The 22,343-nt window shown below is 64.2% G+C and carries 22 protein-coding genes and 1 pseudogene; 15 read left to right on the top strand and 8 right to left on the bottom strand.

What is annotated here, in order from left to right:
- Both recA and recX read left to right on the top strand, forming a co-directional pair.
- A pseudogene (gene recA, locus Q1W68_RS00095) lies at positions 1 to 524 on the top strand (recombinase RecA); the annotation flags it as partial.
- 35 nt (positions 525 to 559) lie between these two features.
- The gene (gene recX, locus Q1W68_RS00100; protein ID WP_300648989.1) at positions 560 to 1,021 is read left to right on the top strand and encodes a recombination regulator RecX; all 462 of its coding nucleotides are present in this window, start codon (positions 560 to 562) and stop codon (positions 1,019 to 1,021) included.
- Here the strand turns inward: recX and argC are convergent.
- Complete coding sequence (gene argC, locus Q1W68_RS00105) at positions 1,018 to 1,929, bottom strand: N-acetyl-gamma-glutamyl-phosphate reductase (RefSeq protein WP_300648990.1); 912 nt, start codon at positions 1,927 to 1,929, stop codon at positions 1,018 to 1,020. The genes recX and argC overlap by 4 nt on opposite strands.
- A gap of 191 nt (positions 1,930 to 2,120) precedes the next feature.
- On the opposite strand from argC, the gene sucC reads away from it, so the two are divergent.
- From sucC to Q1W68_RS00155, 10 genes are all read left to right on the top strand, one after another.
- Entirely contained in the window at positions 2,121 to 3,281 is a 1,161-nt protein-coding gene (gene sucC / locus Q1W68_RS00110; RefSeq protein ID WP_300648991.1) for an ADP-forming succinate--CoA ligase subunit beta, read from the top strand.
- A gap of 52 nt (positions 3,282 to 3,333) precedes the next feature.
- Positions 3,334 to 4,227 carry a succinate--CoA ligase subunit alpha gene (gene sucD, locus Q1W68_RS00115; protein ID WP_300648992.1) on the top strand — a complete coding sequence of 298 codons (894 nt, stop codon included), beginning with the start codon at positions 3,334 to 3,336 and terminating at the stop codon, positions 4,225 to 4,227.
- A gap of 298 nt (positions 4,228 to 4,525) precedes the next feature.
- Positions 4,526 to 7,150 (top strand): serine/threonine-protein kinase, encoded by a 2,625-nt coding sequence (locus Q1W68_RS00120; protein WP_300715394.1) that lies wholly within the window; start codon positions 4,526 to 4,528, stop codon positions 7,148 to 7,150.
- Positions 7,151 to 7,187: 37 nt separating this feature from the next.
- The gene (locus Q1W68_RS00125; RefSeq protein ID WP_300715399.1) at positions 7,188 to 7,973 is read left to right on the top strand and encodes a Stp1/IreP family PP2C-type Ser/Thr phosphatase; all 786 of its coding nucleotides are present in this window, start codon (positions 7,188 to 7,190) and stop codon (positions 7,971 to 7,973) included.
- A 45-nt stretch (positions 7,974 to 8,018) separates the two neighbouring features.
- Entirely contained in the window at positions 8,019 to 8,648 is a 630-nt protein-coding gene (locus Q1W68_RS00130) for an FHA domain-containing protein (RefSeq protein ID WP_300648995.1), read from the top strand.
- Between the two features lie 81 nt (positions 8,649 to 8,729).
- The gene (locus tag Q1W68_RS00135; RefSeq protein WP_300648996.1) at positions 8,730 to 10,475 is read left to right on the top strand and encodes a CHASE2 domain-containing protein; all 1,746 of its coding nucleotides are present in this window, start codon (positions 8,730 to 8,732) and stop codon (positions 10,473 to 10,475) included.
- On the top strand, positions 10,472 to 11,275 hold the full coding sequence (locus Q1W68_RS00140; protein ID WP_300715395.1) for a 3',5'-cyclic-nucleotide phosphodiesterase: 804 nt from the start codon (positions 10,472 to 10,474) through the stop codon (positions 11,273 to 11,275). Before Q1W68_RS00135 ends, Q1W68_RS00140 begins: the two co-directional genes overlap by 4 nt.
- A 204-nt stretch (positions 11,276 to 11,479) precedes the next feature.
- Entirely contained in the window at positions 11,480 to 11,989 is a 510-nt protein-coding gene (locus Q1W68_RS00145) for a pilin (protein ID WP_300648998.1), read from the top strand.
- Between the two features lie 61 nt (positions 11,990 to 12,050).
- Positions 12,051 to 12,824: a TfpX/TfpZ family type IV pilin accessory protein gene (gene tfpZ, locus Q1W68_RS00150; RefSeq protein WP_300648999.1), complete on the top strand. Its 774-nt coding sequence runs from the start codon at positions 12,051 to 12,053 to the stop codon at positions 12,822 to 12,824.
- Positions 12,825 to 12,849: 25 nt separating this feature from the next.
- Positions 12,850 to 14,367 (top strand): O-antigen ligase family protein, encoded by a 1,518-nt coding sequence (locus tag Q1W68_RS00155; protein ID WP_300649000.1) that lies wholly within the window; start codon positions 12,850 to 12,852, stop codon positions 14,365 to 14,367.
- A gap of 33 nt (positions 14,368 to 14,400) precedes the next feature.
- On the opposite strand, the gene moaC is transcribed toward Q1W68_RS00155, so the two are convergent.
- Positions 14,401 to 14,904: a cyclic pyranopterin monophosphate synthase MoaC gene (gene moaC / locus Q1W68_RS00160; protein ID WP_300649001.1), complete on the bottom strand. Its 504-nt coding sequence runs from the start codon at positions 14,902 to 14,904 to the stop codon at positions 14,401 to 14,403.
- Positions 14,905 to 14,962: 58 nt separating this feature from the next.
- Here moaC and Q1W68_RS00165 point away from each other — a divergent pair, with 58 nt between their 5' ends.
- The gene (locus Q1W68_RS00165; protein ID WP_300649002.1) at positions 14,963 to 16,666 is read left to right on the top strand and encodes a M48 family metalloprotease; all 1,704 of its coding nucleotides are present in this window, start codon (positions 14,963 to 14,965) and stop codon (positions 16,664 to 16,666) included.
- 25 nt (positions 16,667 to 16,691) lie between these two features.
- Here the strand turns inward: Q1W68_RS00165 and Q1W68_RS00170 are convergent, their stop codons facing one another.
- Positions 16,692 to 17,036: a phage holin family protein gene (locus Q1W68_RS00170; RefSeq protein ID WP_300649003.1), complete on the bottom strand. Its 345-nt coding sequence runs from the start codon at positions 17,034 to 17,036 to the stop codon at positions 16,692 to 16,694.
- 36 nt (positions 17,037 to 17,072) lie between these two features.
- Positions 17,073 to 17,798: a TerC family protein gene (locus tag Q1W68_RS00175; RefSeq protein WP_300715396.1), complete on the bottom strand. Its 726-nt coding sequence runs from the start codon at positions 17,796 to 17,798 to the stop codon at positions 17,073 to 17,075.
- Positions 17,799 to 18,039: 241 nt separating this feature from the next.
- Between Q1W68_RS00175 and Q1W68_RS00180 the strand changes: the two genes are divergently transcribed.
- Positions 18,040 to 18,441: a DUF3717 domain-containing protein gene (locus tag Q1W68_RS00180; protein ID WP_300649005.1), complete on the top strand. Its 402-nt coding sequence runs from the start codon at positions 18,040 to 18,042 to the stop codon at positions 18,439 to 18,441.
- A gap of 9 nt (positions 18,442 to 18,450) precedes the next feature.
- Here Q1W68_RS00180 and purB read toward each other — a convergent pair whose 3' ends face one another.
- On the bottom strand, positions 18,451 to 19,887 hold the full coding sequence (purB, locus tag Q1W68_RS00185) for an adenylosuccinate lyase (protein WP_300715397.1): 1,437 nt from the start codon (positions 19,885 to 19,887) through the stop codon (positions 18,451 to 18,453).
- A 110-nt stretch (positions 19,888 to 19,997) separates the two neighbouring features.
- Between purB and Q1W68_RS00190 the strand changes: the two genes are divergently transcribed.
- Positions 19,998 to 20,612 (top strand): glutathione S-transferase N-terminal domain-containing protein, encoded by a 615-nt coding sequence (locus Q1W68_RS00190; RefSeq protein ID WP_300649007.1) that lies wholly within the window; start codon positions 19,998 to 20,000, stop codon positions 20,610 to 20,612.
- Positions 20,613 to 20,723: 111 nt separating this feature from the next.
- Here the strand turns inward: Q1W68_RS00190 and Q1W68_RS00195 are convergent, their stop codons facing one another.
- From Q1W68_RS00195 to Q1W68_RS00205, 3 genes are all read right to left on the bottom strand, one after another.
- Positions 20,724 to 21,164 carry a nuclear transport factor 2 family protein gene (locus tag Q1W68_RS00195; RefSeq protein ID WP_300649008.1) on the bottom strand — a complete coding sequence of 147 codons (441 nt, stop codon included), beginning with the start codon at positions 21,162 to 21,164 and terminating at the stop codon, positions 20,724 to 20,726.
- 7 nt (positions 21,165 to 21,171) lie between these two features.
- Positions 21,172 to 21,951, bottom strand: a complete 780-nt coding sequence (locus Q1W68_RS00200) for an SDR family NAD(P)-dependent oxidoreductase (RefSeq protein WP_300715400.1) — start codon at positions 21,949 to 21,951, stop codon at positions 21,172 to 21,174.
- Positions 21,952 to 22,034: 83 nt separating this feature from the next.
- Positions 22,035 to 22,343: DUF3833 family protein (locus Q1W68_RS00205; RefSeq protein WP_300715398.1), on the bottom strand; the 309-nt coding region annotated here is incomplete at its 5' end.

Genomic DNA, 22,343 nt, shown 5'->3' on the forward strand with positions numbered 1-22,343 from the left:
TCATCTTCATCAACCAGATCCGCATGAAGATCGGCGTCATGTTCGGCAGCCCCGAAACCACCACCGGTGGCAACGCGCTCAAGTTCTACGCCTCGGTCCGCCTGGACATCCGCCGCACCGGCACCATCAAGAAGGGCGAGGAGGCGATCGGCAACGAGACCAAGGTCAAGGTGGTCAAGAACAAGGTCGCGCCACCCTTCAAGACGGCCGAGTTCGACATCCTGTTTGGTGAAGGCATCAGCCGCGAAGGCGAGATCCTGGACCTGGGCGTGGTGCACCGCGTGGTCGAAAAATCGGGCGCCTGGTACGCCTACAACGGCGAAAAGATTGGCCAGGGCCGCGACAACTCGCGCGAATTCCTGCGCGAGAACCCCGAGTTGCGCGTCGAGATCGAGAACAAGGTGCGCACCGAGCTGGGCGTTCCACTGCTGCCGGTGGACGAGGCGCCAGCGCCTGCCAAGGGTGGCAAGGCCGCAAAAGCGGGCAAGGCCGCGGCGTCCGACACCGCGCCGCTGGCCGAGTGAGGCAGCGCTCACGGCACAGATCGTGAGCGTTTGACATGGGTTTTGACCAGATCTCCCTCAAGGGACGTGCTCTGCGCTTGCTGTCCGGGCGCGAACATTCGCGCGCCGAGCTGCAGCGCAAGCTGCGCCAGCACGAGACCGAACCCGGCGAGCTCGCAAAAGCGCTGGACGAGCTGGAGGCCAAGGGCTTCATCAACGAACAGCGTGTGCTCGAATCGGTGGTGCATCAGCGCTCGGCGAAGCTGGGCGCTTCCCGCGTTCGCCAGGAGTTGCAGGCCAAGGGCCTGAATCCCGAGGCCGTGGCGCAAGCGGTGGCGGATCTGCAAGGCACCGAGGTGGCGCGCGCCCGCGAGGTCTGGCGCAAGAAGTTTGGTCAGCCGCCCGCCGACCTGGCCGAGCGGGGCAAGCAGATGCGGTTTCTCGCCTCGCGGGGCTTTGGCGGTGAAGCGATCCGGCGCGTGGTGCAGGGCGCCGGGTACGACGACGCGGGTCTTTAAAGCCCGAGCATCAGTTTCAGGTTTTGCACCGCGGCGCCGCTGGCGCCTTTGCCCAGGTTGTCCAGCCGGGCCACCACCACCGCGTGGTGGGTGGTTTCGTTGCCGAACACGCGGATCTCCAGCTTGTTCGTGTCGTTCAAGGCCAGCGCGTCGAGCTTGCCGCTCTCGGTGGCCGGCTCGGCGCTCACCCACTCGCTGCCGGCGTAGTGCTTCGCGTAGACCGCGTGCAGGTCGGCCAGGGTCGGTTGACCGGGCAAGGTGTCCAGGTGCAGTGGCAGTTCGACCAGCATGCCCTGCTCGAAGTTGCCAACCGCCGGCATGAAGATGGGGCGGCGCGTGAGCCCGGTGTAGGCCATGATTTCCGGGATGTGCTTGTGCTGCAAGCCGAGCGCATACAGCTCGTAGGCCGGCGCTTCATCTTTTTGGTAAGACTCGATCATGGTGCGTCCGCCGCCCGAGTAGCCGCTCACCGCCGGCAGGCAGACCGGGTGATCGGCGGGCAGCACGCCCGCGTCGATCAAGGGGCGCAGCATGGCGATGGCCCCGCTGGCGTAGCAGCCGGGGTTGGCCACGCGGTTTGCGTTCACCACCGCCTGGTGCTGACCGGCAGCGAGCTCCGGGAAGCCGAACACCCACCCCGGCGCGGTGCGGTGCGCCGTGGAGGCGTCGATGATCTTGGGCTGGTGGCCGACCATGGCGTCGATCATGGCCACCGACTCGCGCGCCGCGTCGTCGTGCAGGCACAAGATGACGAGATCGACCTGAGCCATGAGTTCGCGTTTGGCCGCCGGGTCCTTGCGGCGTTCGGGCGCGATGCTCACCACCTCGATGGCGGGCATGCGCTGCAGCCGCTCGCGAATCTGCAACCCGGTGGTGCCGGCTTCGCCGTCGATGAAAACCTTGGCCATGGCCGGTCCGCCTTGTCAGTGAGGGTTCAGGAGAACGTCCAACAATCGCGCTTGCTGGCGGTTGGCCGTGCGCGATTTTGGTGCAATGCACCATGATACAGTTACCGGTTACTGTTTTTCAGTGCCCCCTCTTTCGACCACCCGACGCGGATCGGTCGACGATCCCTCTACCCATTCCTGAGAGAGCCCTCATGAAGATCCACGAATACCAAGGCAAGGAAATCTTGCGCCAGTTTGGTGTGCCGGTGCCCCGCGGCATCCCGGCTTTCACGGTGCAGGAGGCGGTCGAAGCCGCCCAGAAGCTGGGCGGCCCCGTGTGGGTGGTCAAGGCCCAGATCCATGCCGGCGGCCGTGGCAAGGGTGGTGGCGTGAAAGTGGCCAAAACCGTTGAAGACGTCAAGCGCATCGCTGGTGAAATCCTCGGCATGCAGCTCAAGACCCACCAGACCGGCCCCGAAGGCCAGAAGGTGCGTCGCCTCTACATCGAAGACGGCGCCGACATCAAGAACGAACTGTATGTGTCGCTGGTCACCGACCGCGCGACCCAGAAAGTGGCCCTGATCGCATCGAGCGAAGGCGGCATGGACATCGAGGAAGTGGCCCATTCCACGCCCGAGAAGATCATCACCGAGATGATCGATCCGCTGGCCGGCATCACCGAGGCCCAGTCGCGCAAGGTGGCTGCAGCCATCGGCCTGACCGGCGCCTCCGTGGACCAGGCCGTGGACATCTTCGCCAAGATCTACAAGTGCTACATGGACACCGACGCGTCGCTGGTGGAGATCAACCCGCTGAACTGCGACTCCAAGGGCAACCTGATGGCACTGGACGCGAAGTTCAACTTCGACGCCAACGCCCTGTTCCGCCACCCTGAGATCGTGGCCTACCGCGATCTGGACGAAGAAGATCCGGCCGAAGTGGAAGCCTCCAAGTTCGATCTGGCCTACATCAGCCTCGACGGCAACATCGGCTGCCTGGTGAACGGTGCCGGCCTGGCCATGGCCACCATGGACACCATCAAGCTGTTCGGCGGCGAGCCGGCCAACTTCCTGGACGTGGGCGGCGGCGCCACCGCCGAGAAGGTCACCGAAGCCTTCAAGATCATGCTCAAGAACACCAAGGTCAAGGGCATCCTGGTCAACATCTTCGGCGGCATCATGAAGTGCGACACCATCGCCACCGGCGTGATCACCGCCTGCAAGGCGACCAACCTCAGCGTGCCTCTGGTCGTGCGCATGAAGGGCACCAACGAAGAGCTGGGCAAGAAGATGCTGGCCGAATCCGGCCTGCCCATCATCGCGGCCGACACCATGGCCGAAGCCGCGACCAAGATCGTCGCCGCCGTTAAGTAATGACCTTGGGGACGGCCATGAGCGCTGTCCTCAACTGACTAGGAAACACACCATGTCGATCTACATCAACAAAGACACCAAGGTCATCACCCAGGGCATCACCGGCAAGACCGGTCAGTTCCACACCGAAAAGTGCCAGGAATACGCGAACGGCAAAAACGCCTTCGTCGCCGGCGTGAACCCGAAGAAGGCGGGCGAGTCGATCTTCAACATCCCGATCTACGCCTCGGTGAAGGAAGCCGCCCAGCAGACCGGCGCCACCGTGTCGGTGATCTACGTGCCGCCCGCCGGCGCCGCGGCGGCGATCTGGGAAGCCGTTGAGGCCGACCTGGATCTGGCGATCTGCATCACCGAAGGCATTCCGGTCAAAGACATGCTGGAAGTGCGCAACCGCATGAAGGCCAAGGAAGCCGCCGGTGGCAAGAAAACCTTGCTGCTGGGCCCGAACTGCCCCGGCCTGATCACGCCCGACGAGATCAAGATCGGCATCATGCCCGGCCACATCCACCGCAAGGGCCGCATCGGCGTGGTCTCGCGCTCCGGCACGCTGACCTATGAAGCCGTGGCCATGTTGACCGAAGTGGGGTTGGGCCAGTCCAGCGCCGTCGGCATTGGTGGCGACCCCATCAACGGCCTCAAGCACATCGACGTGATGCAGGCTTTCAACGACGACCCCGACACCGACGCCGTGATCATGATCGGTGAAATCGGTGGCCCGGACGAAGCCGAAGCCGCCATGTGGTGCAAGGCGAACATGAAGAAGCCCATCGTCGGTTTCATCGCCGGCGTGACCGCTCCTCCCGGCAAGCGCATGGGTCACGCCGGCGCGCTGATCTCCGGTGGTGCCGACACGGCCGATGCCAAGCTCGCCATCATGGAAGAGTCGGGCTTCATCATCACGCGCAACCCATCCGAACTCGGCAAGTTGCTCAAGGCCCAGCTGTGAATCGGCGTTTGGGATGACGTGACAAAGGCAACGCTTGCGTTGCCTTTTTTTTCGCTTGCAGCGTGTGTTCGGCTTCAAACACACAGATCGGCTTGCTCCCGAGGCGGGCCTTGAAACAGAATGCAACAACTCGGGCTCAATGTCGGCCGTGGATGCCCGATGTCTCTAGTAGGGTCGCGCTGCCATGCGTGCTCGACAGCCCGCCTTGCAACCAACCCGATCACTCCCATCCGTGTCCACCCCACAACGCCAGAGCCGGCCCCAGCGCAAACGACCTCTGTGGCGGTCGGACGCCGCCATGGGCCTGGCCGTCGTCGCAGCGGTGTTTGCCTTGCACGCCGCCACCGATTTTTTTGGTGCGCTGGAGCGCCGCTTCTTTGATCTGGCCAGCACACAGACGTCCAGGCAGGCCAGCGACCGCATTGCGATCATCGCCATCGATGACGAAAGCATTGCCAACATTGGGCGCTGGCCGTGGCCGCGCGAAGTGCACGCGCAGTTGATCGACCAGCTCAGTGCCGCCGGTGCCAAGACGGTGGCGCACACCGCGTTTTTCTTCGAACCCCAGACCGACCGGGGCTTGGTTCAGTTGCGCGAACTGCGAGGTCTGCTGGACGGCTCCACCGCCGGTGCTGAGCCCTTGAACGACCTGGGCGACGCCGGACGGCAGCGCCTGCTTGGCTTCATCGGTGAGGCCGAGCAGCGGCTGGACTCCGACGCCCGGCTCGTGGCCAGCATGGCCCGCGCGGGCAACGTCATCGTGCCCTCGGTGTTCGAGCTCGGTGAGCTGCAAGGCCGTGCCGATCAGCCCCTGCCCGCGTTCGCCCAGCGCAGCGCGGTGCCGGACAGCTCGGCCTTTGGCGTGCCCGCCCTGCGCTCGCAACAGCCTTTGCCAGCGATCGGTGAGGCCGCCCGGGCCGTCGGGCACCTCAACCAGCTGCCCGACGTGGACGGTTCGGTGCGGCAGGAGGGATTGCTGGTTCACTTCGATGGTTTCGCTGTGCCTTCCATGGGCCTGGCCATCGCCGCCAACAGCCTGAACCTGACGGCCAGCGACTTGCGGTTGTTGCCGGGCGAAGGCGTGCAACTGGGCCGCAGCCTGATCCCCACCGACGCCGCCGCCCGTTTGCTGCCGCAGTTCTATCCCGATCGCGACGGCAAACCGGCGTTCGCGGTCGATTCGTTTTACGACGTGCTCTCCGGGCGCATCCCGGCCACCAAATACGCCGGCAAGATCGTGATCGTCGGCGCCACCGCTGCGGGCGTGGGCACCTTGTTCACCACGCCGGTGTCGGCCGCGATGTCGCCCGCTGCGATCCTGGCCCACATCACCTCCAGCATCCTCAACGGACACCACATCACCCAGCCGGTGTGGGGTGGCGTGGCGGTGCTGGCGGTCTTGCTGCTCATCGTGGGTTATGTGGTGTGGTTGCTGCCCCGGCTGTCGGCCGCAGCGGGTGCCGCGTGCACCGCCGTGCTGTTTGTGGCGTTGCTGGGTGCCGAGTTCGGTTTGCTGTCCATGGCAGCCACCTGGCTGCAGCTGGTGTTTCCGGCAGCGCTTCTCTTCATGGGTCATCTCGCACTCACCACGCGGCGGTTCCTCGTCACCGAAGCGGGCAAGGCCAAGTCCGACGAAGAATCGGCCGAGACCAACCGCATGATGGGCTTGGCGCTGCAAGGCCAGGGCCAACTCGACATGGCGTTCGACCGCATGCGCCGCGTGCCGTTCAGCGACGCGCTGATGGACAACCTCAAGCACCTGGCGCTCGATTTCGAGCGCAAACGCCAGTTCAACAAGGCCGAGGCGGTGTACGAGCACATGGCCAAGCTCGATCGTTCCGATGCCGATGTGCAGCGGCGTTTGAAACGCGCCAGGAACCTGTCGGAAACGGTGGTGCTCGGCGGTGGATCGTCGCATCCGGGCGGCACGCTGCTGCTGGACAACGGCGGCGTGGAGAAGCCCATGCTGGGCCGCTACCAGGTGGAGAAAGAGCTGGGCAAGGGCGCCATGGGTGTGGTTTATCTGGGCCGCGATCCGAAGATTGGTCGCACGGTGGCCATCAAGACCCTGGCGCTGAGCGCCGAGTTCGAAGGCTCGGAACTCGTGGATGTGCGCGAGCGCTTCTTCCGCGAGGCCGAAACCGCGGGCCGGCTGCAGCACCCCAACATCGTCACCATTTTCGACGCTGGCGAAGAACACGACCTGGCCTTCATTGCCATGGAGTTCCTGCCGGGCCGCGATCTCGTGGAGTTTTCGCGCGCAGGCAACCTGTTGCCGGTGTCCACCGTGCTGAGCATCGGCGAACAGGTGGCCGCCGCACTGGACCACGCGCACCGCCAGCAGGTGGTGCACCGCGACATCAAGCCCGCCAACGTGATGTACGACCCGTCGACCCAGTCGGTCAAGGTGACCGACTTCGGCATTGCCCGCATCACCGGTTCGAGCAAGACCAAGACCGGCATGGTGCTGGGCACGCCCAGTTTCATGTCGCCCGAACAGCTCGCCGGCCTGCACGTGGATGGCCGCTCCGATCTGTATTCGCTGGGCGTGATGCTGTTCCAGTTGCTCACCGGCGGCCTGCCGCTCAAGGGCGATTCCATGGCGGCCTTGATGTACCAGATCGCCAACCAGCCCGCGCCCAGTGTGCGCAGCCTGCGGCCCGAACTGCCGCAAGCCCTGGCCGATGTGCTGGACCGAACCCTGGCCAAGTCGCCCGCCGATCGCTACCAGACCGGAGCCGAACTGGCCGCGCAGCTGCGTCGCTGCCTGACGTCTGGCGCTGACTTGCCACCGCCCGATGCGCAGCCGTCGCAGACCAGCGACACAGCGTTTGAGGCCACCCACGCTTTCCCGCACGCGTCGGAAAACGCCATGGCTGCCACGCTTGTCACGCCGCCGCCCGCTTCGTCACGCGGTTCCTGAAAAGACCGGATCGTTCTGCGGGTATAACTTGAACACTATGAATTTTGAGTATTTTTGTCTGACCGATCCTGGATTGGTTCGGGACAACAACGAAGATTCCGTGTCGCTGGACGCGGAGAACCAGATTGCGGTCCTGGCCGATGGCATGGGGGGCTACAACGCGGGCGAAGTCGCCAGCGCGATGGCCACCACCTTCATCAAGACCGAGCTGGGACGCTGGATGGCCGAGGGCGGGGTGGATGCCAGCGTGCGCGAGCTGCGCCGCGCCATGGAAATCTGCATCGACAACGCCAACCGCTCCATCTTCAACGCCGCCAATTCCAATCCGCAGTATGCCGGCATGGGCACCACGCTCGTGATGGGGGTGTTCCTGGACGCGCGCGTGATGATCGGGCACGTGGGCGACTCGCGCTGCTACCGCCTGCGCGGTGGCAACTTCGTGCAGATCACGCGCGACCACTCGCTGCTGCAGGAGCAGATCGATGCCGGCCTGATTTCGCTCGAGCAGGCCCAGTACGCCACCCACAAAAACCTCGTGACACGCGCCCTTGGCGTGGAAGACACGGTGTTGCTTGAAGTCAACGAATACCGGGTGGAGGACGAAGATCTCTACCTTTTTTGCTCGGACGGATTGAGCGACATGATGAGCGACGAGCGCATCGCCGCGATACTCGTCACCGCGGGCACGCTCGATGAGAAAGCCCAGGCGCTGGTGGATGCTGCCAACGATGCCGGGGGGCGGGACAACATATCGGTGATACTGGCGTATGCTCGTTCGAGACCGGTGCGCAAAGGATTGCTTTCCCGCATGCTGGGCAAGTAATTCAGATTCAGACCAACAGATCTACAGGTTCCAGAGGAGTCGGCCATGCCGAAAATGATCGTTTCCATCGACGGTGTCGTCATCAAGGAAGTGCAGCTCACCAAAGACCGCACCACGCTCGGCCGCCGTCCCTACAACGACATCGTGATCGACAACCTGGCGGTCAGTGGAGAGCACGCCGTCATGCAGATGTCCGGCATGGACGTGTTCCTCGAAGACCTCAACAGCACCAACGGCACGTACGTCAACGGCAAGGCGATCAAGAAGCAGCAGCTGCAGAGCGGTGACACGGTCGAGATCGGCAAGTACAAGATCAAGTTCGTGCACGAAGGTGCCAACGAGAACCACGAGAAGACCATGGTGATCAACGCCGGTTCGGTGGTTGCGCCCGAGCCCACGGTGGCCATGGTGGTTGCCAATGCCGCGATCAAGGTGATGTCGGGCACTGCCGCAGGCCGCGAAGTGCCGCTGGTGAAGGTGGTCACCACCATTGGCAAACCGGGTGTCGCCGTGGCCGCCATCACCCGTCGCCCGCATGGCTTCGTGGTCGCTTTGGTCGAGGGTGTGCAAAAGCCCACCATCAATGGCAACCCCATCGGCACCGACGCGGTGAACCTGCGCCACGGTGACATGCTGGAACTGGCCGGCACCAAGATGCAGTTCGTGCAGCAGTAACCACACCACCGCTGGCCTGGCCTCTGTCGCGAAAGACCGAGGCGCCCGACCACCACGGTCCAGGCGGGCCACCACAACCCCATGCAGCAGACCTTGAAATTGCGCGGTCTGCGCTTTCTGATCACGCTGATCCCGCTCGGGCTGGCCCTGCTGCATGCATTGGGCTTTGTGCCGACGGATGCGCTCCATCAAATCGACAACCAGGCGTACGACGTCCGCTTGCGCGCCAGCATGCCCGGCACGTTCGAGTCGCGTGTCGTCATCGTGGACATCGACCGTGCGAGCCTGGCAGCGGTGGGGCCGTGGCCCTGGCCGCGGGAGCAACTGGCGACGCTGGTGGACGCCTTGTTCGAGCAGCAGGGCATCGCGGTGCTGGGTTTCGACATCGTGTTTCCACAGCCCGACCCCCAGGCCGGCGGCGACGCGTTGATGGCCGAAGCCTTGCGTGACCGTGAGGTGGTGCTGGGCTATTTTTTCAGCAACGAACCAGCCGCCCGCAGCAGCGGCGTGCTGCCGGCCCCGGTGCTGAGCGCCGACGTGCTGCGCGGCCACCCGGTGCGCATCACCCAGTGGGACGCGGTGGAGTCCAACATCCCGGCATTGGCCGAGGCCGCTCCCCACGCGGGGGCGTTCAACGCGCTGCCCGACAAGGACGGCGTGGTGCGCTCGCTGCCGCTCCTGGCCGAATACCAGGGCCGCGCCTACGAATCGTTGGCATTGGCCATGTTTCGCCGGGTGTTGGGCCTGCCCCCCGTGGAGCCCGGTTTTGCCTCGGGGCTGATGATGTCGCGGCGTTTCAGTGGCCTGGAGAGCCTGCGCCTGCAGCACGACGGTCAGACCATCGCCATCCCGGTGGACGAGCGGGTGTCTGCGCTGGTGCCCTTCCGGGGACGCGGTGGCCCCGAGGGTGGATCGTTCGCCTACGTCTCGGCCGCCGAGGTCCTGTCGGGGCGGCTGGCACCGGAACAGCTCAGGGGCAAGATCGTGCTCCTGGGCACCACCGCCCCCGAACTCCAAGACCTTCGCCTCACGCCCGTGGGGGCCGACTACCCCGGTGTCGAAACCCACGCCAACCTCATCACCGGCTTGCTGGACGGGCACCTCCCGGTCAAGCCCGACTACGCGCTCGGCTACGAGCTGGTGGTTCTGGTCGTGTCGGGTCTGTTGCTGGCCTGTGCCCTGCCGCGCCTGGGGCTGTGGCCGGGTGCGGCGCTCGGATTGGCCGTGCTGCTGGCCGTGAGCGGCCTCAACACCTGGCTGCATTTGCGTCATGGCCTGGTGCTGCCGCTGGCGGCCACGGCGCTGATGGTGGTGACCGCGACCTTGCTGGGTCTGGCCAGCGCTCGCCTGAGACGATTGTTGGACCAGGACACCAGCAGTTCACCGCCGCTGAACCCGGCCGCCTTGCGCGCCGTCTACGGTGTCGACCGCATCGCCACCGAACAAGAACGGCAGCGCCAACCCGACCTGGCGTGGCAGGAGATCGATCGCCTGCGTGTCACACCCGATGACGCGCCCACCGTCCTGTACACCCCCCTGGGCAGTGCCCACGATCTTCCCGCCAACGTGCGGGACGAACTTCGCCTGTGGCAGCAGGCCTTGCGGACCTGGCGCGCGCAGGACTGGGATGCGTGCGACGTCCACCTGCTCAACCTCCAGCGGCTAAATGCCAAAAAAGTCCTTTACCGCTTGTACGCGCAGAGGGTAGCCTCCCGCAGGCGATTGCCGCTGGACCCTGCGTGGGACGGCGCAACACCGATCGAAACCCTTCAAGCCCCGCAACCCGGGACCGGCGCGGCCGGCCACACCAAGCCAAACAGCCCATGAGGGTACGCGTGCTGGGGTGCTCCGGAGCCATCGCCCATGGCTGCCGCACCACCTCGTTTCTGCTCGACCACGACGTCCTGATCGACGCCGGCACCGGCGTGGGCGATCTCACCCTGGACGAGATGGCGCAGATCGACCATGTGCTGCTCACGCACTCGCACCTGGACCACGTGGCCTCGCTCCCGCTCATGCTCGACGCCGTGGCCGCGCGCCGGCTCTCGGCTGGCGCTCAGCCCCTGCAGGTGCACGCCCTGCCCGGCACCATCGCTGCCCTCAAGGCCCACATCTTCAACAACCTGATCTGGCCCGACTTTTCCGCCATCCCCAGCGCCGAGCGACCACTCATGCGTTTTGTGCCCATTGCCGTGGGCGAGGTGTTGCGGGTGTGTGGCAAGGCGGTGGAAGTGCTGCCGGCCGTGCACACCGTGCCCGCGGTGGGTTTTGCCGCCAACACGCCGTCGGGCCATTGGGTGTTCAGCGGCGACACCGGGCGCAACCCCGCCTTCTGGCAACGTGTCAACCAGTTGCACGTGGCCCAGTTGGTGATCGAGACCGCCTTCAGCGACCGAGAAGAAGCGCTGGCCCGACGCAGCCTGCACCTGGCGCCCGGCCTGCTCGCCGAAGAGCTGGCGCAGATCGACCCCGGCCGGCGCTACCCCATCTACATCACCCACACCAAGCCCGCCGAAACCGGCCTGATCATGGACGAGATCCGGCGCTTCGACGATGTGCCGCAGGCCGCCAACCACCCCCGCCACGACATCCGCTGGCTCAGCGCCGGGCAGACCTTCGAGCTTTGACGCCCCCTGGGGCGGGGTGACAAAAACGGTCCCGGCCCACCGGGGTGACAAAAAATGTCGGTCATCAACCGACCCAGATGTCACAAACCGTCACCGGGAGGCGGTGAAGCGTGAAATAGGCCGCAAAAAACACCCCAGTTCGAGTTGGCACGCCGTCTGCTCATAGACCTGCGTACCCAACCCAACCCCCAAGGAGTTTTTCCCATGAAGCGTTCCATGCAAAAAGGTTTCACCCTGATCGAACTGATGATCGTGGTGGCCATCATCGGTATTCTGGCCGCTGTCGCTCTGCCGGCTTACCAGGACTACACAGTTCGTGCCCGAGTGTCGGAAGGCCTGGTTGCAGCATCTGCGGCCAAGGTCAACGTGCAAGATGTGTTGTCTTCGGGTAACCCATCGGCAAATGCTTCCGGCTACGCTAATGGCTATACCCCTCCTTCTGCGTCGCGAAACGTACAAAGTGTCGCCATTGTTCCTGCAACTGGTGTGATCACCATCACGACTACTGCTGCTGCTGGAGGCGGAACGCTCCATGTGGTTCCGAACGCGCCCGCGAACACTGGTCTTCCTACCGGCACTGGAGCTTTCACGCCACCAGCAGAAGCCGTTCAGTGGCGTTGCTTTGCTCAAAACGTAGCAACCACCGGCTGGACTAACATCCCTGCAACGGGCGCGTCACTTCCCGCTCGCTTCGCTCCATCAGAGTGCAAGTAAGCGTTTTTGTCACTTTTCAAAGGAGCGCCATCGGCGCTCCTTTTTTTTGAAGGTTGCGAGGATGCCTTTGAGAAACAGAGTCTTAGCCGCCGCGCCTGCTGCATTGATCCATTTCTCGATCAGTTTGATTATTGCGCTGTGTGTTGCACCGCTTGTGTTTGCCGTCTGGTTTCCAGGTGCCCTGCGCGACCTTTCGGGCGGCAGTACACTGTTTCTGATTCTTATGGCCGTAGATGTGGTCTGTGGACCATTGCTTACGCTGGTACTTTTCAGTCCCTCGAAATCAAGAAACAAGTGGCGACTGGACTTGGGATTGATCGTGCTTATACAGGTGGCCGCTTTGGTTTATGGGTTAAGTCAAGTGGCCAGTGCACGCCCTGTCTTTATTGCATTCGAAGGTGATCGATTCCGCGTTGTCCAAGCGCTCGACATCAACATCGATCGATTGGATGAGGCCCCGGCTGAACTCCAATCATTAAGCTACGCCGGTCCTAGGCTCATTGGCGTGCGTTTGGCGAGATCAGGTGATTCGGATCACTTGGCCAGTCTCCAGATGTCGATACAAGGGTTGCACCCCTCTTTCCGCCCTTCGCGTTGGCAAAGCTACGAGTCTCAAGTTCCAGAAGTGATGGCTCAATTGCGACCTATCACAGATTTGCGAATCAAGAATCCCCAAAAGACAGGCTTACTCGATGGCGTCTTGAGGGAAAAGGGGTTGAGCGATGAGCAAGTCGGCTATGTGCCACTCGTTCTTGACGTCGTAACCGACTGGGTGGTTTTGGTGGAGCGACAAACCGGGAGGCCGCGTGCTTACCTGCACCTGGACGGCTGGTGAGTGAGGTCAGGCTGTGACGTCAGCGATGAACACTAAATCCGCAAATCTTTGGAATTCACAACTCAGCCTGTGGATGGTTTGTGCCGCCAGCGGCATGCTGGTGGCACTGCCGTGGCTGTGGCCGGTGCTGTACGGACCAAAGAACGACATGTGGCCGAACATTGTCGCTTGGGCCTCTGGTTTCGTTTTGCTTTTGCTCTTGCCTTGGACACGTCAACGGGCAGTCATTGCCATAGCGGCTGGTTGGTTGTTGGCAGCCGTGGTCAGTGCAGCGATAGGACTGCTGCAGTTCTTCGACCTTGAGAATGATTTTTCACCATTGATGGTGCTGACGCACCCCGGTCACGTGCTCGCAAACGTTCATCAAGTCAACCTGCTTGCGACTCTGCTGGGTGCAGGCCTGCTAAGTCTGTGGTGGATGGTGCTGAACCGGTATCTCAAGTCATTCTGGGCAGTTGTCCTTGCGGCAGTGCTGTTAGTTGGTCTGGCTGCCACCGCCTCCCGTACAGGCATGCTCCACGTTATCTCCGTGTCTGCACTGATGCTGTATTGGGGCCGACTGAGCCGGAGAGTTGTGTTGGTGGTTGTGCTCGGAGCATCTTTTTATGTCGTTGCTGCGTTTTTTCTTCCTTGGTTGCAGCAAATATTGGGCATCGCTTCAGGTCGTGATCTGGTCAGTCGGTTTGCAGTGACCTCCCCTTGTTCCAGCCGCAGGGTGATTTGGTCGAATGTCCTGCAATTGATTTTGATGAAGCCCTCGACAGGCTGGGGCTGGAATGGCCTTGCCTACGCCCACTACATAACGCCATACGATGGGCTTCGGTTCTGTGAAAAACTGTCCAATGCACACAACTTTCCGCTTCATCTTGCAGTGACTATCGGCTTGCCCGTGGCTGGATTTTTGATGATGGCTTTGCTCTTCGTGGTGGTGAAGTTCAAACCATGGAATGCTAAAAAATCGTCGGAGCAACTTGCCTGGGGTGTACTGCTGCTTTTGGGTAGCCACAGCCTGCTTGAATACCCCTTGTGGTTTGGAGTCACTCAATTGATGGCGGCCTGCGCGGTGTGGCTGGTTTGGCACAGCAATCGCACAAGCCAAAGTGTTCTCTCTGGCTCCAGCTTCTCTTTTCTGTCGTTTCCGGCGCGAGCGACTTTTGCGATGCTGGCGCTTGCTGGCTTGACCTATCTGGCTTGGGACTACTTCAAAGTGTCACAACTTTTTACTCCAAGTGTTGATCGACACGAAAACTATCGATCAGACACTTTGAAGAAGGTCGGGAAAAGTTGGCTGTTTCAACATTACGTCCTTTATGCCGTTGTGAATACGACGACAGTGAGCCCGTCTAATGCTGCCTTGGTGCTGGATGCTGCATTGGGAGTCCTCAAGAACTTTCCAGATCCTGAAATCATTATCAAAGTGATTGAGGCAGCAGAAATGGTTGGCGAGACCAAGTTGGCGGAGCTTCATACCGAACGTTTTAGGGTTGTTTGGCCAAAACAATTCTCCCAATGGAATGAATCGAGGTTGGTGGTAAGCAGGTGAAGCTTAATAAAACAGATTTTTGTGAATTGGAGTTCAGCCGCGAGCCAAAAACCGCCCACTCTTCCCCCCACTCTTCTCCATCAACCGCACCCCCCCAATCACCATCCCCCGGTCCACCGCCTTGCACATGTCGTAAATCGTGAGCAGCGCAACTGACACGGCGGACAGGGCTTCCATTTCCACGCCGGTCTGTCCGGTGCATTCGGCGGTGGCGCGGCAGAGCACGCTGTGGGTGTCGGGCTCGATGTCGAATTCGACCGCCACGCGGGTCAGCGCGATCGGGTGGCACAGGGGAATCAGGTCGCTGGTTTTTTTGGCGGCTTGAATGCCGGCGATGCGGGCGATGCCCAGCACGTCGCCTTTTTTGGCGTTGCCGGCCTGAATCAATGCCAGGGTTTCGGGCTGCATGGTGATGCGGCCTTCGGTCACGGCAACGCGGCGGGTGTTGGCTTTGTCGCCCACGTCGACCATGTGGGCCTGGCCCTGGGCGTCAAAGTGCGTCAATGGGCTGGCGGAGGACGGGTTTGTAACGGACATGGTGGGTGTTTTGCACGGGCTTGACTGAACCGGGACGGGTTGGCGGCATCATACGGCGATGCGTTTCACTCCCCTGACCCCACGGTCGACGACCCCGACACGTCCGCGCAGGCTTCGCCTGTGGTCCCTCGGTGCGGTGATCCTGGCGTCGACCACGTTGGTGCCTGCCTCGTTGTCGAACGCGCAGGGGGTCAACGACCCGCCCAATGCGTCGGCGCTGCCCGGCCTGGGGGGTGCCGAGGGCATGTCGGTTTCTGCCGAGCGGCGGTTGGGCGACCGGATCGCCCGCTCCATTTACCAGGACCCGGACTACCTCGACGACCCCTTGCTGGTCGACTATTTGCAGGCGCTGTGGCAGCCGCTCATGGGTGCTGCGCGGGCGCGGGGGGACGTGCCGCCCGAGCTGGGCGAGCGCCTGGCCTGGGAGCTGATGATTTCGCGCGACCGCACGGTCAATGCGTTTGCCATGCCGGGGGGTTACCTCGGTGTGAACCTGGGCCTGCTGGCGGTGACCGAGCGGCCCGAGGAGGTGGCCTCCGTGCTGGCGCACGAACTCAGCCACGTGTCGCAGCGCCACATTGCACGCCTGATGACGCGCGAGGAGCGCATGGCACCCTGGATGATGGGCGCGATGATCCTCGGCGCGCTGGCCGCCGGGTCCAACGCGCAGGTGGCGGGCGCGGCCATTGCCGGCAGCACGGCGGTGGCCGCGCAGTCCCAGCTGAATTTCTCGCGCGACATGGAGCGCGAGGCCGACCGGGTGGGCTTTGGGGTGCTCTCCGGTGCCGGTTTTGACGGACAGGGTTTCGTGACCATGTTCGACAAGCTGCAGCAGGCTTCGCGCCTGAACGACGACGGCGCTTTTCCGTATTTGCGCAGCCACCCGCTGAGCAGCGAACGCATTGCGGACATGCGTGCCCGGTTGCCTCAGGGGCCTGTGGCCCCGGCTGTGGCGGCCGGCCTGACCACGGGAGCGGACCCGGCTCCTCCGGTGGGCGCGGGTGGCCTCAAGCTGGATCTGCCCGGCCTCAGCGCCGGCTTGCCCGCCGCAGCGGGACGGCCAGGTCCGAGCGTGGCCGTCCACAGCCTCATGGCGTCCCGCGCGCGTGTCCTGGCCGAGAACGGTCCCGACCGCATGCGCAGCTGGTTGCAGGTGGGGCAGGCCGCCCAAGCCAAACCGGGCGAACGCTACGCCGCCGCCCTGTCGGCATTGCGCCTGGGTCAGCGCGACCGCGCGTTGGAACTGGCGCAGGAGCTGCGCGATTCGGCCACGCCCGACACCCGCTTTGCGACCGACGCCTTGATGCTGGAGCTGCTGCTCTCCCCTGCCACGTCACCCGCCACCCCGGCCCAGGTCAATTTGCTCGCCGAATTGCGGGACCGGTTTCTGGTCAGCAGCGCACGGGCCGGCGTGTTGCTGGGGGCACAGGCCGCCATGGCTTCGGGCGAGCCGCAGCGCGCGGTGAGCCGCCTGCAAAGCTGGGTGGTGCTGCAGCCGCGCGATGCGTTGGCGTGGCAGACCCTGGCGCGGGCCCACCAGTTGCAGGGTCAACCCTTGCGCGCGGTGCGGGCCGAGGCCGAGGCGCGGGCCGCGCAACTCGACTACGCGGGGGCGGCCGACCGCTTCCGCGCGGCCCAGTCGCTGCCGGTGGCGCAACGCAACGCCGACGGGATGGAGCTGGCCATCGTGGACAGCCGTCGGCGTCAGGTGGAAGCGTTGTTGCGCGAGAGCGTGCGCGACGAGGAAGAGAGCAAGCGCTGAGCGCTTTTCAGGCCGAGGTGGCGGCTCAGAGCACCGCTTTGACCGCGGCGTCCACCACCAGCATCAGCGCCGAGTAGATCAGCGAGCCCAGCAGGGCAGCCCCAAAGCCGTTGACGCCGAAGCCGTCCATGAGGCTGGCCGCTGCCCAGAACAACAGCGCGTTGATCACGAACAGGAACAAGCCCAGGGTGATCACCGTCACCGGCAGCGTGAGGATCACGAGCACGGGGCGCAGCACCACGTTGAACAGACCGATCACCGCCGCGGCAATGAGCGCTGCGGTGAAGCTCTGGATCTGCACCCCCGGGTAGAGGTAGGCCACCAACAGGAGGGCGCAGGCCGCCAGCAGCCATTTGAGGATGAGTTTCATCAGGTCGGCCGGCTTGAAGTGGGCTGAGGAGCGGCGTCAGTGCGCCGGTGCGGCCTTGGCCTGGCGCGACGCCACGTACTTGCCGATGACCAGCACGATCAGGGCGCCAGCGACCGAAGCGCCGTACTTGATCATGTCGTTCTGCGGCAGCTTGAGCATCCACTGCCATTTGTCCGGGTTGGCCAGCACCGGGTCGGACACCAGCATGCCGCCGGCGATCCAGCCCAGCAGCATGCCGCCGGCGGTGATGATCATCGGGAAACGCGCCATCAGCTTGATGACCAGCTGGCTGCCCCAGACGATGATCGGGATGGAGATCAGGAGACCCAGCACCACCAGCAGCATCTGGTGTTCGCCCGCGTTTTGCGCGGCGCCGGCGATGGCGATCACGTTGTCCACGCTCATCACCAGGTCGGCCACGATGATGGTCTTGATGGCGGCCAGCAGCTTGTCGCTGGTGGCCAGATCGCCATGACCGTCTTCGTCAGGCGCCAGGAGCTTCACACCGATCCACACCAGCAGCAGCGCGCCGATGAACTTGAGCCACGGCAGGGCCAGCAGCGTCATCGCGAAGAAGATCAGGATCACACGCAGGATGATGGCGCCGGCGGTGCCCCAGATGATGCCCTGGGTGCGTTGCGCGGGGGGCAGCTTGCGGCAGGCCAGCGCGATGACCACCGCGTTGTCGCCGCCGAGCAGGATGTCGATCATGATGATCTGCCCGAGGGCGATCCAGAAGGCAGGCGCAGTCAGGAAATCCATAAATTCCTCGTTGTCGTTTGTTCAAATGCAGGTGGTTGCGTCCAGCACGGCTCGTGCACCGTGTGATTCGCCACATGGGACACCGCGTGCGTCCCCGCCCTCCGGGCAAGCCGATGATTGTACGGGTCGGGGGTATCCGCCAGCGTACGCAGTTCCCACAGCGCACCGCCCGCATTGACCGTGCGGACCGGAGGACGTCACCGTGCTGGCTATCATCCGACCTCTTTCAAGGTTCCTCACCATGGCCGGCATCCACATCACCGACATCGAAGCCGCCATCAATTTCTGGCGCGAACGCGCGCCCTCGCCCGACGGCGTGGCCTTGCCCCAGCCCACGCGCGCCCTGGCCGAGGTGTACGCCCTGCTGGTGTTTTTCCGCGAAACCGAAGCCGACGAAGCCACCTTGCCCGCTGCGGCGCGCGAAGCCTGGCTGGCCTGGTACGACACCACGCCCGACACGCCGTGCATTGCGATCTGCTCCACCAGCCAGGGTGATGAGGTGTGCAAGGGCTGCGGGCGCCTCTTCGACGAGGTGCAGCGCTGGACCGAGATGTCGCCCGGTGAGAAGCGCGCCACCTGGCGTCGCATCACCATCGAAGACGATGCCTGGCGCTTCAACCGCTATGCGGAACGGGCGCGGTAGACCGTTGGCTCAGACCCGCTTGGCGAGTTCCGCGGCCTTGCCGGTGTAGCTGCCGGGCGTCATGGCCAGCAGGCGTTCTTTTTCGGCTTCGGGAATCTCCAGGCTGCGGATGAGCCCGTGCAGGGCCTCGGCCGTCACGGTCTTGCCGCGCGTGACTTCCTTGAGCTTCTCGTAGGCGCCCGACACGCCGTAGCGGCGCATCACGGTCTGGATCGGCTCGGCCAGCACTTCCCAGGCCTTGTCGAGATCGTCGGCCAGTGCTTCTTCGTTGATTTCCAGCTTGCCCAGGCCCACGCCCATGGAGTGGTAGGCCAGCACCGCGTAGCCCAGGGCCACGCCCATGTTGCGCAGCACGGTGGAGTCGGTCAGGTCGCGCTGCCAGCGGCTGATGGGCAGCTTCTCGCTGAGGTGGCGCAACAGCGCGTTCGACAGCCCCAGGTTGCCTTCGGCGTTCTCGAAATCGATCGGATTGACCTTGTGCGGCATGGTCGACGAGCCGATCTCGCCGGCCTTGAGGCGCTGCTTGAAATAACCCAGGCTCACATAGCCCCAGATGTCGCGCGAGAGGTCGATCAGGATGGTGTTGGTGCGCGCCACCGCGTCGAACAGTTCGGCCATGTAGTCGTGCGGCTCGATCTGGATGCTGTAGGGCTGGAAGGTCAGGCCCAGGCCGAGCGGCTCGGGCTGTTCGATCACGTTGCGGCTGAAGGCTTCCCAGTCGAAATCGGGCCAGGCGCTCAGGTGCGCGTTGTAGTTGCCCACGGCGCCATTCATCTTGCCGAGCAGCTTCACGCTGGCGATCTTCTCGCGCGCGGCGGCCAGGCGCACCACCACGTTGGCGATTTCCTTGCCCACGGTGGTGGGGCTGGCGGTCTGGCCGTGGGTGCGGCTGAGCATGGGCACGGCGGCAAACGCGTGCGCCATTTCGCGCAGTTTGGTGATCACCGCGTCCAGCGACGGCAGCAGCACGGCGTCGCGTCCGCCCTTGAGCTGCAGCGCGTGGCTGGTGTTGTTGATGTCTTCGCTGGTGCAGGCGAAGTGCACGAATTCGGCGGCTTTTTCCAGCTCGGGCCGCGCTTCGAACTTGGACTTGATCCAGTACTCGACCGCTTTCACGTCGTGGTTGGTGATCTTCTCGATGTCCTTGATGGCCTGGCCGTCGGCCTCGCTGAAGTTCTTCACCAGGCCCATGAGGTAGGTGCGCGCACCGGGTGACAGCGGCTTGAACTCGGCCAGCCCGGCGTCGGACAGGGCGATGAACCACGCGATTTCCACCTGCACGCGGCGGTGCATGTAGCCCAGTTCGCTCATGAACGGGCGCAACTGGCCCAGGCGGCCGGCGTAGCGACCGTCCAGTGGGGACAGGGCCGAGATGGGGGACAGCGCGGCCGGGGAGGCGGCGGCCGCGGGGGTGGAGGCGGAGGGAGTTGGGGTGGTCGGGCGCATCCCGGGATTGTAGGAGGCGGGGGCTTTCGGCGAACCTTGTCAGCGGGCGTGGGGACCGGCTGGCTAAAATCGCCTTCCCACGGGCAACCGTCTTCACCCACCAGTCCTCCATGAAACTCATTGGCGCCATCACCAGCCCTTACGTGCGCAAAGTGCGCGTCGTCATGGCCGAGAAAAAGCTGGACTACCAACTCATCCTGGAAGACGTCTGGTCGGCCGACACCCAGATCACCACCTCCAACCCGCTGGGCAAGGTGCCCTGCCTCGTGATGGAAGGCGGCGAAGCGGTGTTTGATTCGCGCGTGATCGTGGAATACCTCGACACGCTCTCTCCGGTGGGCAAGCTGATTCCGACGCAAGGCCGCGAGCGCGCCGAGGTGAAAACCTGGGAAGCGCTGGCCGACGGTGTGCTGGATGCCGCCATCCTCGCTCGCCTGGAGTCGACCTGGACCGGGCGCACCGACCAGCAGCGCAGCAACGCCTGGATCGACCGCCAGATCGGCAAGATCGAGGCGAGCCTGAAGAGCATGAGTCAGGGTCTGGGCGAGAAGCCGTTCTGCTCGGGCATCCACTTCAGCCTGTCCGACGTGGCGGTGGGCTGCGCGCTGGGGTACCTCGATTTCCGCTTCCCGGTGATTGACTGGCGCACGCCGTACCCGAACCTGGCGCGTCTGGGCGAAAAACTCAACCAGCGCCCCAGCTTCGTCGACACGAAGCCGGATTGACCCCCTGCGCCGCGCCTGCGGCGCGTCGCCCCGCAGGGGGCTATGCCTGCGGCCTGGCAAAGCCAGTTCCGCGGCATCCTGAAATGGGTCACGCGCTCCGGTGAATCACTCTCAGCTGTTGGCTCGCTGCTTGAGCCACCGCATCAAGCTGCCCACCACGGGCAGTTTTTCGTAGAGCTCTTCCGCCGCGTCCCAGTAGTCGCGGTGGTCTTTGACCCGCCCGCCGACGGTGAGCACCAGGTGCGAGCCACCGCGCACGACCTGCTCGGTGGTGGTGTCGAACCGCTTGAAGCGGAAGCGGAACTCCCACACCAGAAAACACTGCGTGCCGTCGACGATGCGGCTGCTCACCACGAAGCGTGGTTCGTGCAGGCTCTCGAACATGTGGCGGAACACCTGCTCGATCGCAGGAATGCCGTGCACCTCGTTGAACGGGTCCTTGAAGCGCGCGTCGGCCGTGTAGAACTCCCCGATGCGAGCCACCGACTGCGGCGAGATCGTCTCGAAGTACGCGCAGAGGCGGTCCACCGCCGCGCGGGTGTCGTCACTCACAGGTCGCTCACAGGCCGGTGGCGCGGCGCACCGCGGGGAAGTAGGCGCGGTAGGGCAGCAGGCGCATGAGCTTCATCCAGCGTGTGAAGCGCTTGGGGTAGTGCACCTCAAACACGCCGCGGCCCCAGTCGGCAATCATGGCCTGCGCGGCCTGCGGCGGCGTGATCAGCGCGGGCATGGTGAAGTCGTTTTGCGCGGTCAGCGGTGTCTGCACAAAGCCGGGGTGCACCACGCTCACGCCCACGCCGAGCGGCCCCAGGTCGAGGTAGAGGTTTTCGGCGAGGTTGGTGAGCGCGGCTTTGGTCGGGCCGTAGGCCAGGCTCTTGGGCAGGCCGCGGAAACCCGCCACGCTGCTGATGAGGCTGATGTGGCCGCGACCGCGCGCGCTCATGGCGGGCACCACCGCGTCGAGCACGTGCAGCGCGCCCACGTAGTTGATGTCCAGGTGCCGCTTCAGGTCGACCATGTCCATCTCGGTGGCGCGCATCTCGCGGTAGTGGCCGGCGCAGTACACCACCAGATCCAGCGGCCCCTGCGCCAGAATTTCGCGGGTGGTGGCCGCCACGGCGTCGGCGTCGGTCACGTCCAGTGGCCAGGCCTGAGCGCTCACGCCGTGCTGCGGCGGGTGGTTCAGCACGAAGCGGTCCAGCGCTTCGCGGCTGCGCGCCGACACCAGCACCTGCGCACCGCGTGCGTGCAAGGCGGAGGCGGTGGCCTCACCAATGCCGCTGGAGGCGCCCACCAGCCACACGCGCAGGCCGCGCCAGTCGGTGATGGGCGGGTTCATGGGTTTGAACAGCGAGAAGCCGCGCTGCCCTGCGGCAGTGGCGGTGGTCTGCGTCGGCGACTCGACGAAGGCGCTCGGCGTGCTCATGGTGCACGCCTCACGAACGACAGCGTGACCTCGCCCAGGCGGATGCCGAACTTGCTCATCTCGGCCTTGTTGAGCATCACGCGCTCGTCCATCAGGTACATCCAGTCGTCGAACTGCACCTCGTAGGTCTTGCCGTCCACGGGCAACAGCAGCGTGTAGCCCCAACGGAAGGCGTTGCCCTGCTGTTCGCCCAGCGCGGTGCCCACCACGTCGTCGGCTGTGCCGCTGAAGCGGCCGTTGCCGAGGTGCTTCATGCGCCAGATGCGTTTGCCGGTGGTGCCGTCGCTGTAGTTGAAGGTCTCGTC

The organism is Hydrogenophaga sp. (assembly GCF_030158645.1).
Classification (GTDB): domain Bacteria; phylum Pseudomonadota; class Gammaproteobacteria; order Burkholderiales; family Burkholderiaceae_C; genus Hydrogenophaga.

Bases quoted from the DNA above. Each gene is read 5' to 3' on its own strand.
- Q1W68_RS00125 (WP_300715399.1), top strand. From the start codon at position 7,188: ATGAATTTTGAGTATTTTTGTCTGACCGATCCTGGATTGGTTCGGGAC.
- Q1W68_RS00190 (WP_300649007.1), top strand. From the start codon at position 19,998: ATGAAACTCATTGGCGCCATCACCAGCCCTTACGTGCGCAAAGTGCGC.
- Q1W68_RS00140 (WP_300715395.1), top strand. From the start codon at position 10,472: ATGAGGGTACGCGTGCTGGGGTGCTCCGGAGCCATCGCCCATGGCTGC.
- Q1W68_RS00165 (WP_300649002.1), top strand. From the start codon at position 14,963: ATGCGTTTCACTCCCCTGACCCCACGGTCGACGACCCCGACACGTCCG.
- moaC (WP_300649001.1), bottom strand. From the start codon at position 14,904: ATGTCCGTTACAAACCCGTCCTCCGCCAGCCCATTGACGCACTTTGAC.
- Q1W68_RS00175 (WP_300715396.1), bottom strand. From the start codon at position 17,798: ATGGATTTCCTGACTGCGCCTGCCTTCTGGATCGCCCTCGGGCAGATC.
- Q1W68_RS00145 (WP_300648998.1), top strand. From the start codon at position 11,480: ATGAAGCGTTCCATGCAAAAAGGTTTCACCCTGATCGAACTGATGATC.
- Q1W68_RS00170 (WP_300649003.1), bottom strand. From the start codon at position 17,036: ATGAAACTCATCCTCAAATGGCTGCTGGCGGCCTGCGCCCTCCTGTTG.
- sucC (WP_300648991.1), top strand. From the start codon at position 2,121: ATGAAGATCCACGAATACCAAGGCAAGGAAATCTTGCGCCAGTTTGGT.
- tfpZ (WP_300648999.1), top strand. From the start codon at position 12,051: ATGCCTTTGAGAAACAGAGTCTTAGCCGCCGCGCCTGCTGCATTGATC.
- Q1W68_RS00135 (WP_300648996.1), top strand. From the start codon at position 8,730: ATGCAGCAGACCTTGAAATTGCGCGGTCTGCGCTTTCTGATCACGCTG.
- argC (WP_300648990.1), bottom strand. From the start codon at position 1,929: ATGGCCAAGGTTTTCATCGACGGCGAAGCCGGCACCACCGGGTTGCAG.
- Q1W68_RS00180 (WP_300649005.1), top strand. From the start codon at position 18,040: ATGGCCGGCATCCACATCACCGACATCGAAGCCGCCATCAATTTCTGG.
- Q1W68_RS00155 (WP_300649000.1), top strand. From the start codon at position 12,850: ATGAACACTAAATCCGCAAATCTTTGGAATTCACAACTCAGCCTGTGG.
- sucD (WP_300648992.1), top strand. From the start codon at position 3,334: ATGTCGATCTACATCAACAAAGACACCAAGGTCATCACCCAGGGCATC.
- Q1W68_RS00200 (WP_300715400.1), bottom strand. From the start codon at position 21,951: ATGAACCCGCCCATCACCGACTGGCGCGGCCTGCGCGTGTGGCTGGTG.
- recX (WP_300648989.1), top strand. From the start codon at position 560: ATGGGTTTTGACCAGATCTCCCTCAAGGGACGTGCTCTGCGCTTGCTG.
- Q1W68_RS00120 (WP_300715394.1), top strand. From the start codon at position 4,526: ATGGGCCTGGCCGTCGTCGCAGCGGTGTTTGCCTTGCACGCCGCCACC.
- Q1W68_RS00130 (WP_300648995.1), top strand. From the start codon at position 8,019: ATGCCGAAAATGATCGTTTCCATCGACGGTGTCGTCATCAAGGAAGTG.
- purB (WP_300715397.1), bottom strand. From the start codon at position 19,887: ATGCGCCCGACCACCCCAACTCCCTCCGCCTCCACCCCCGCGGCCGCC.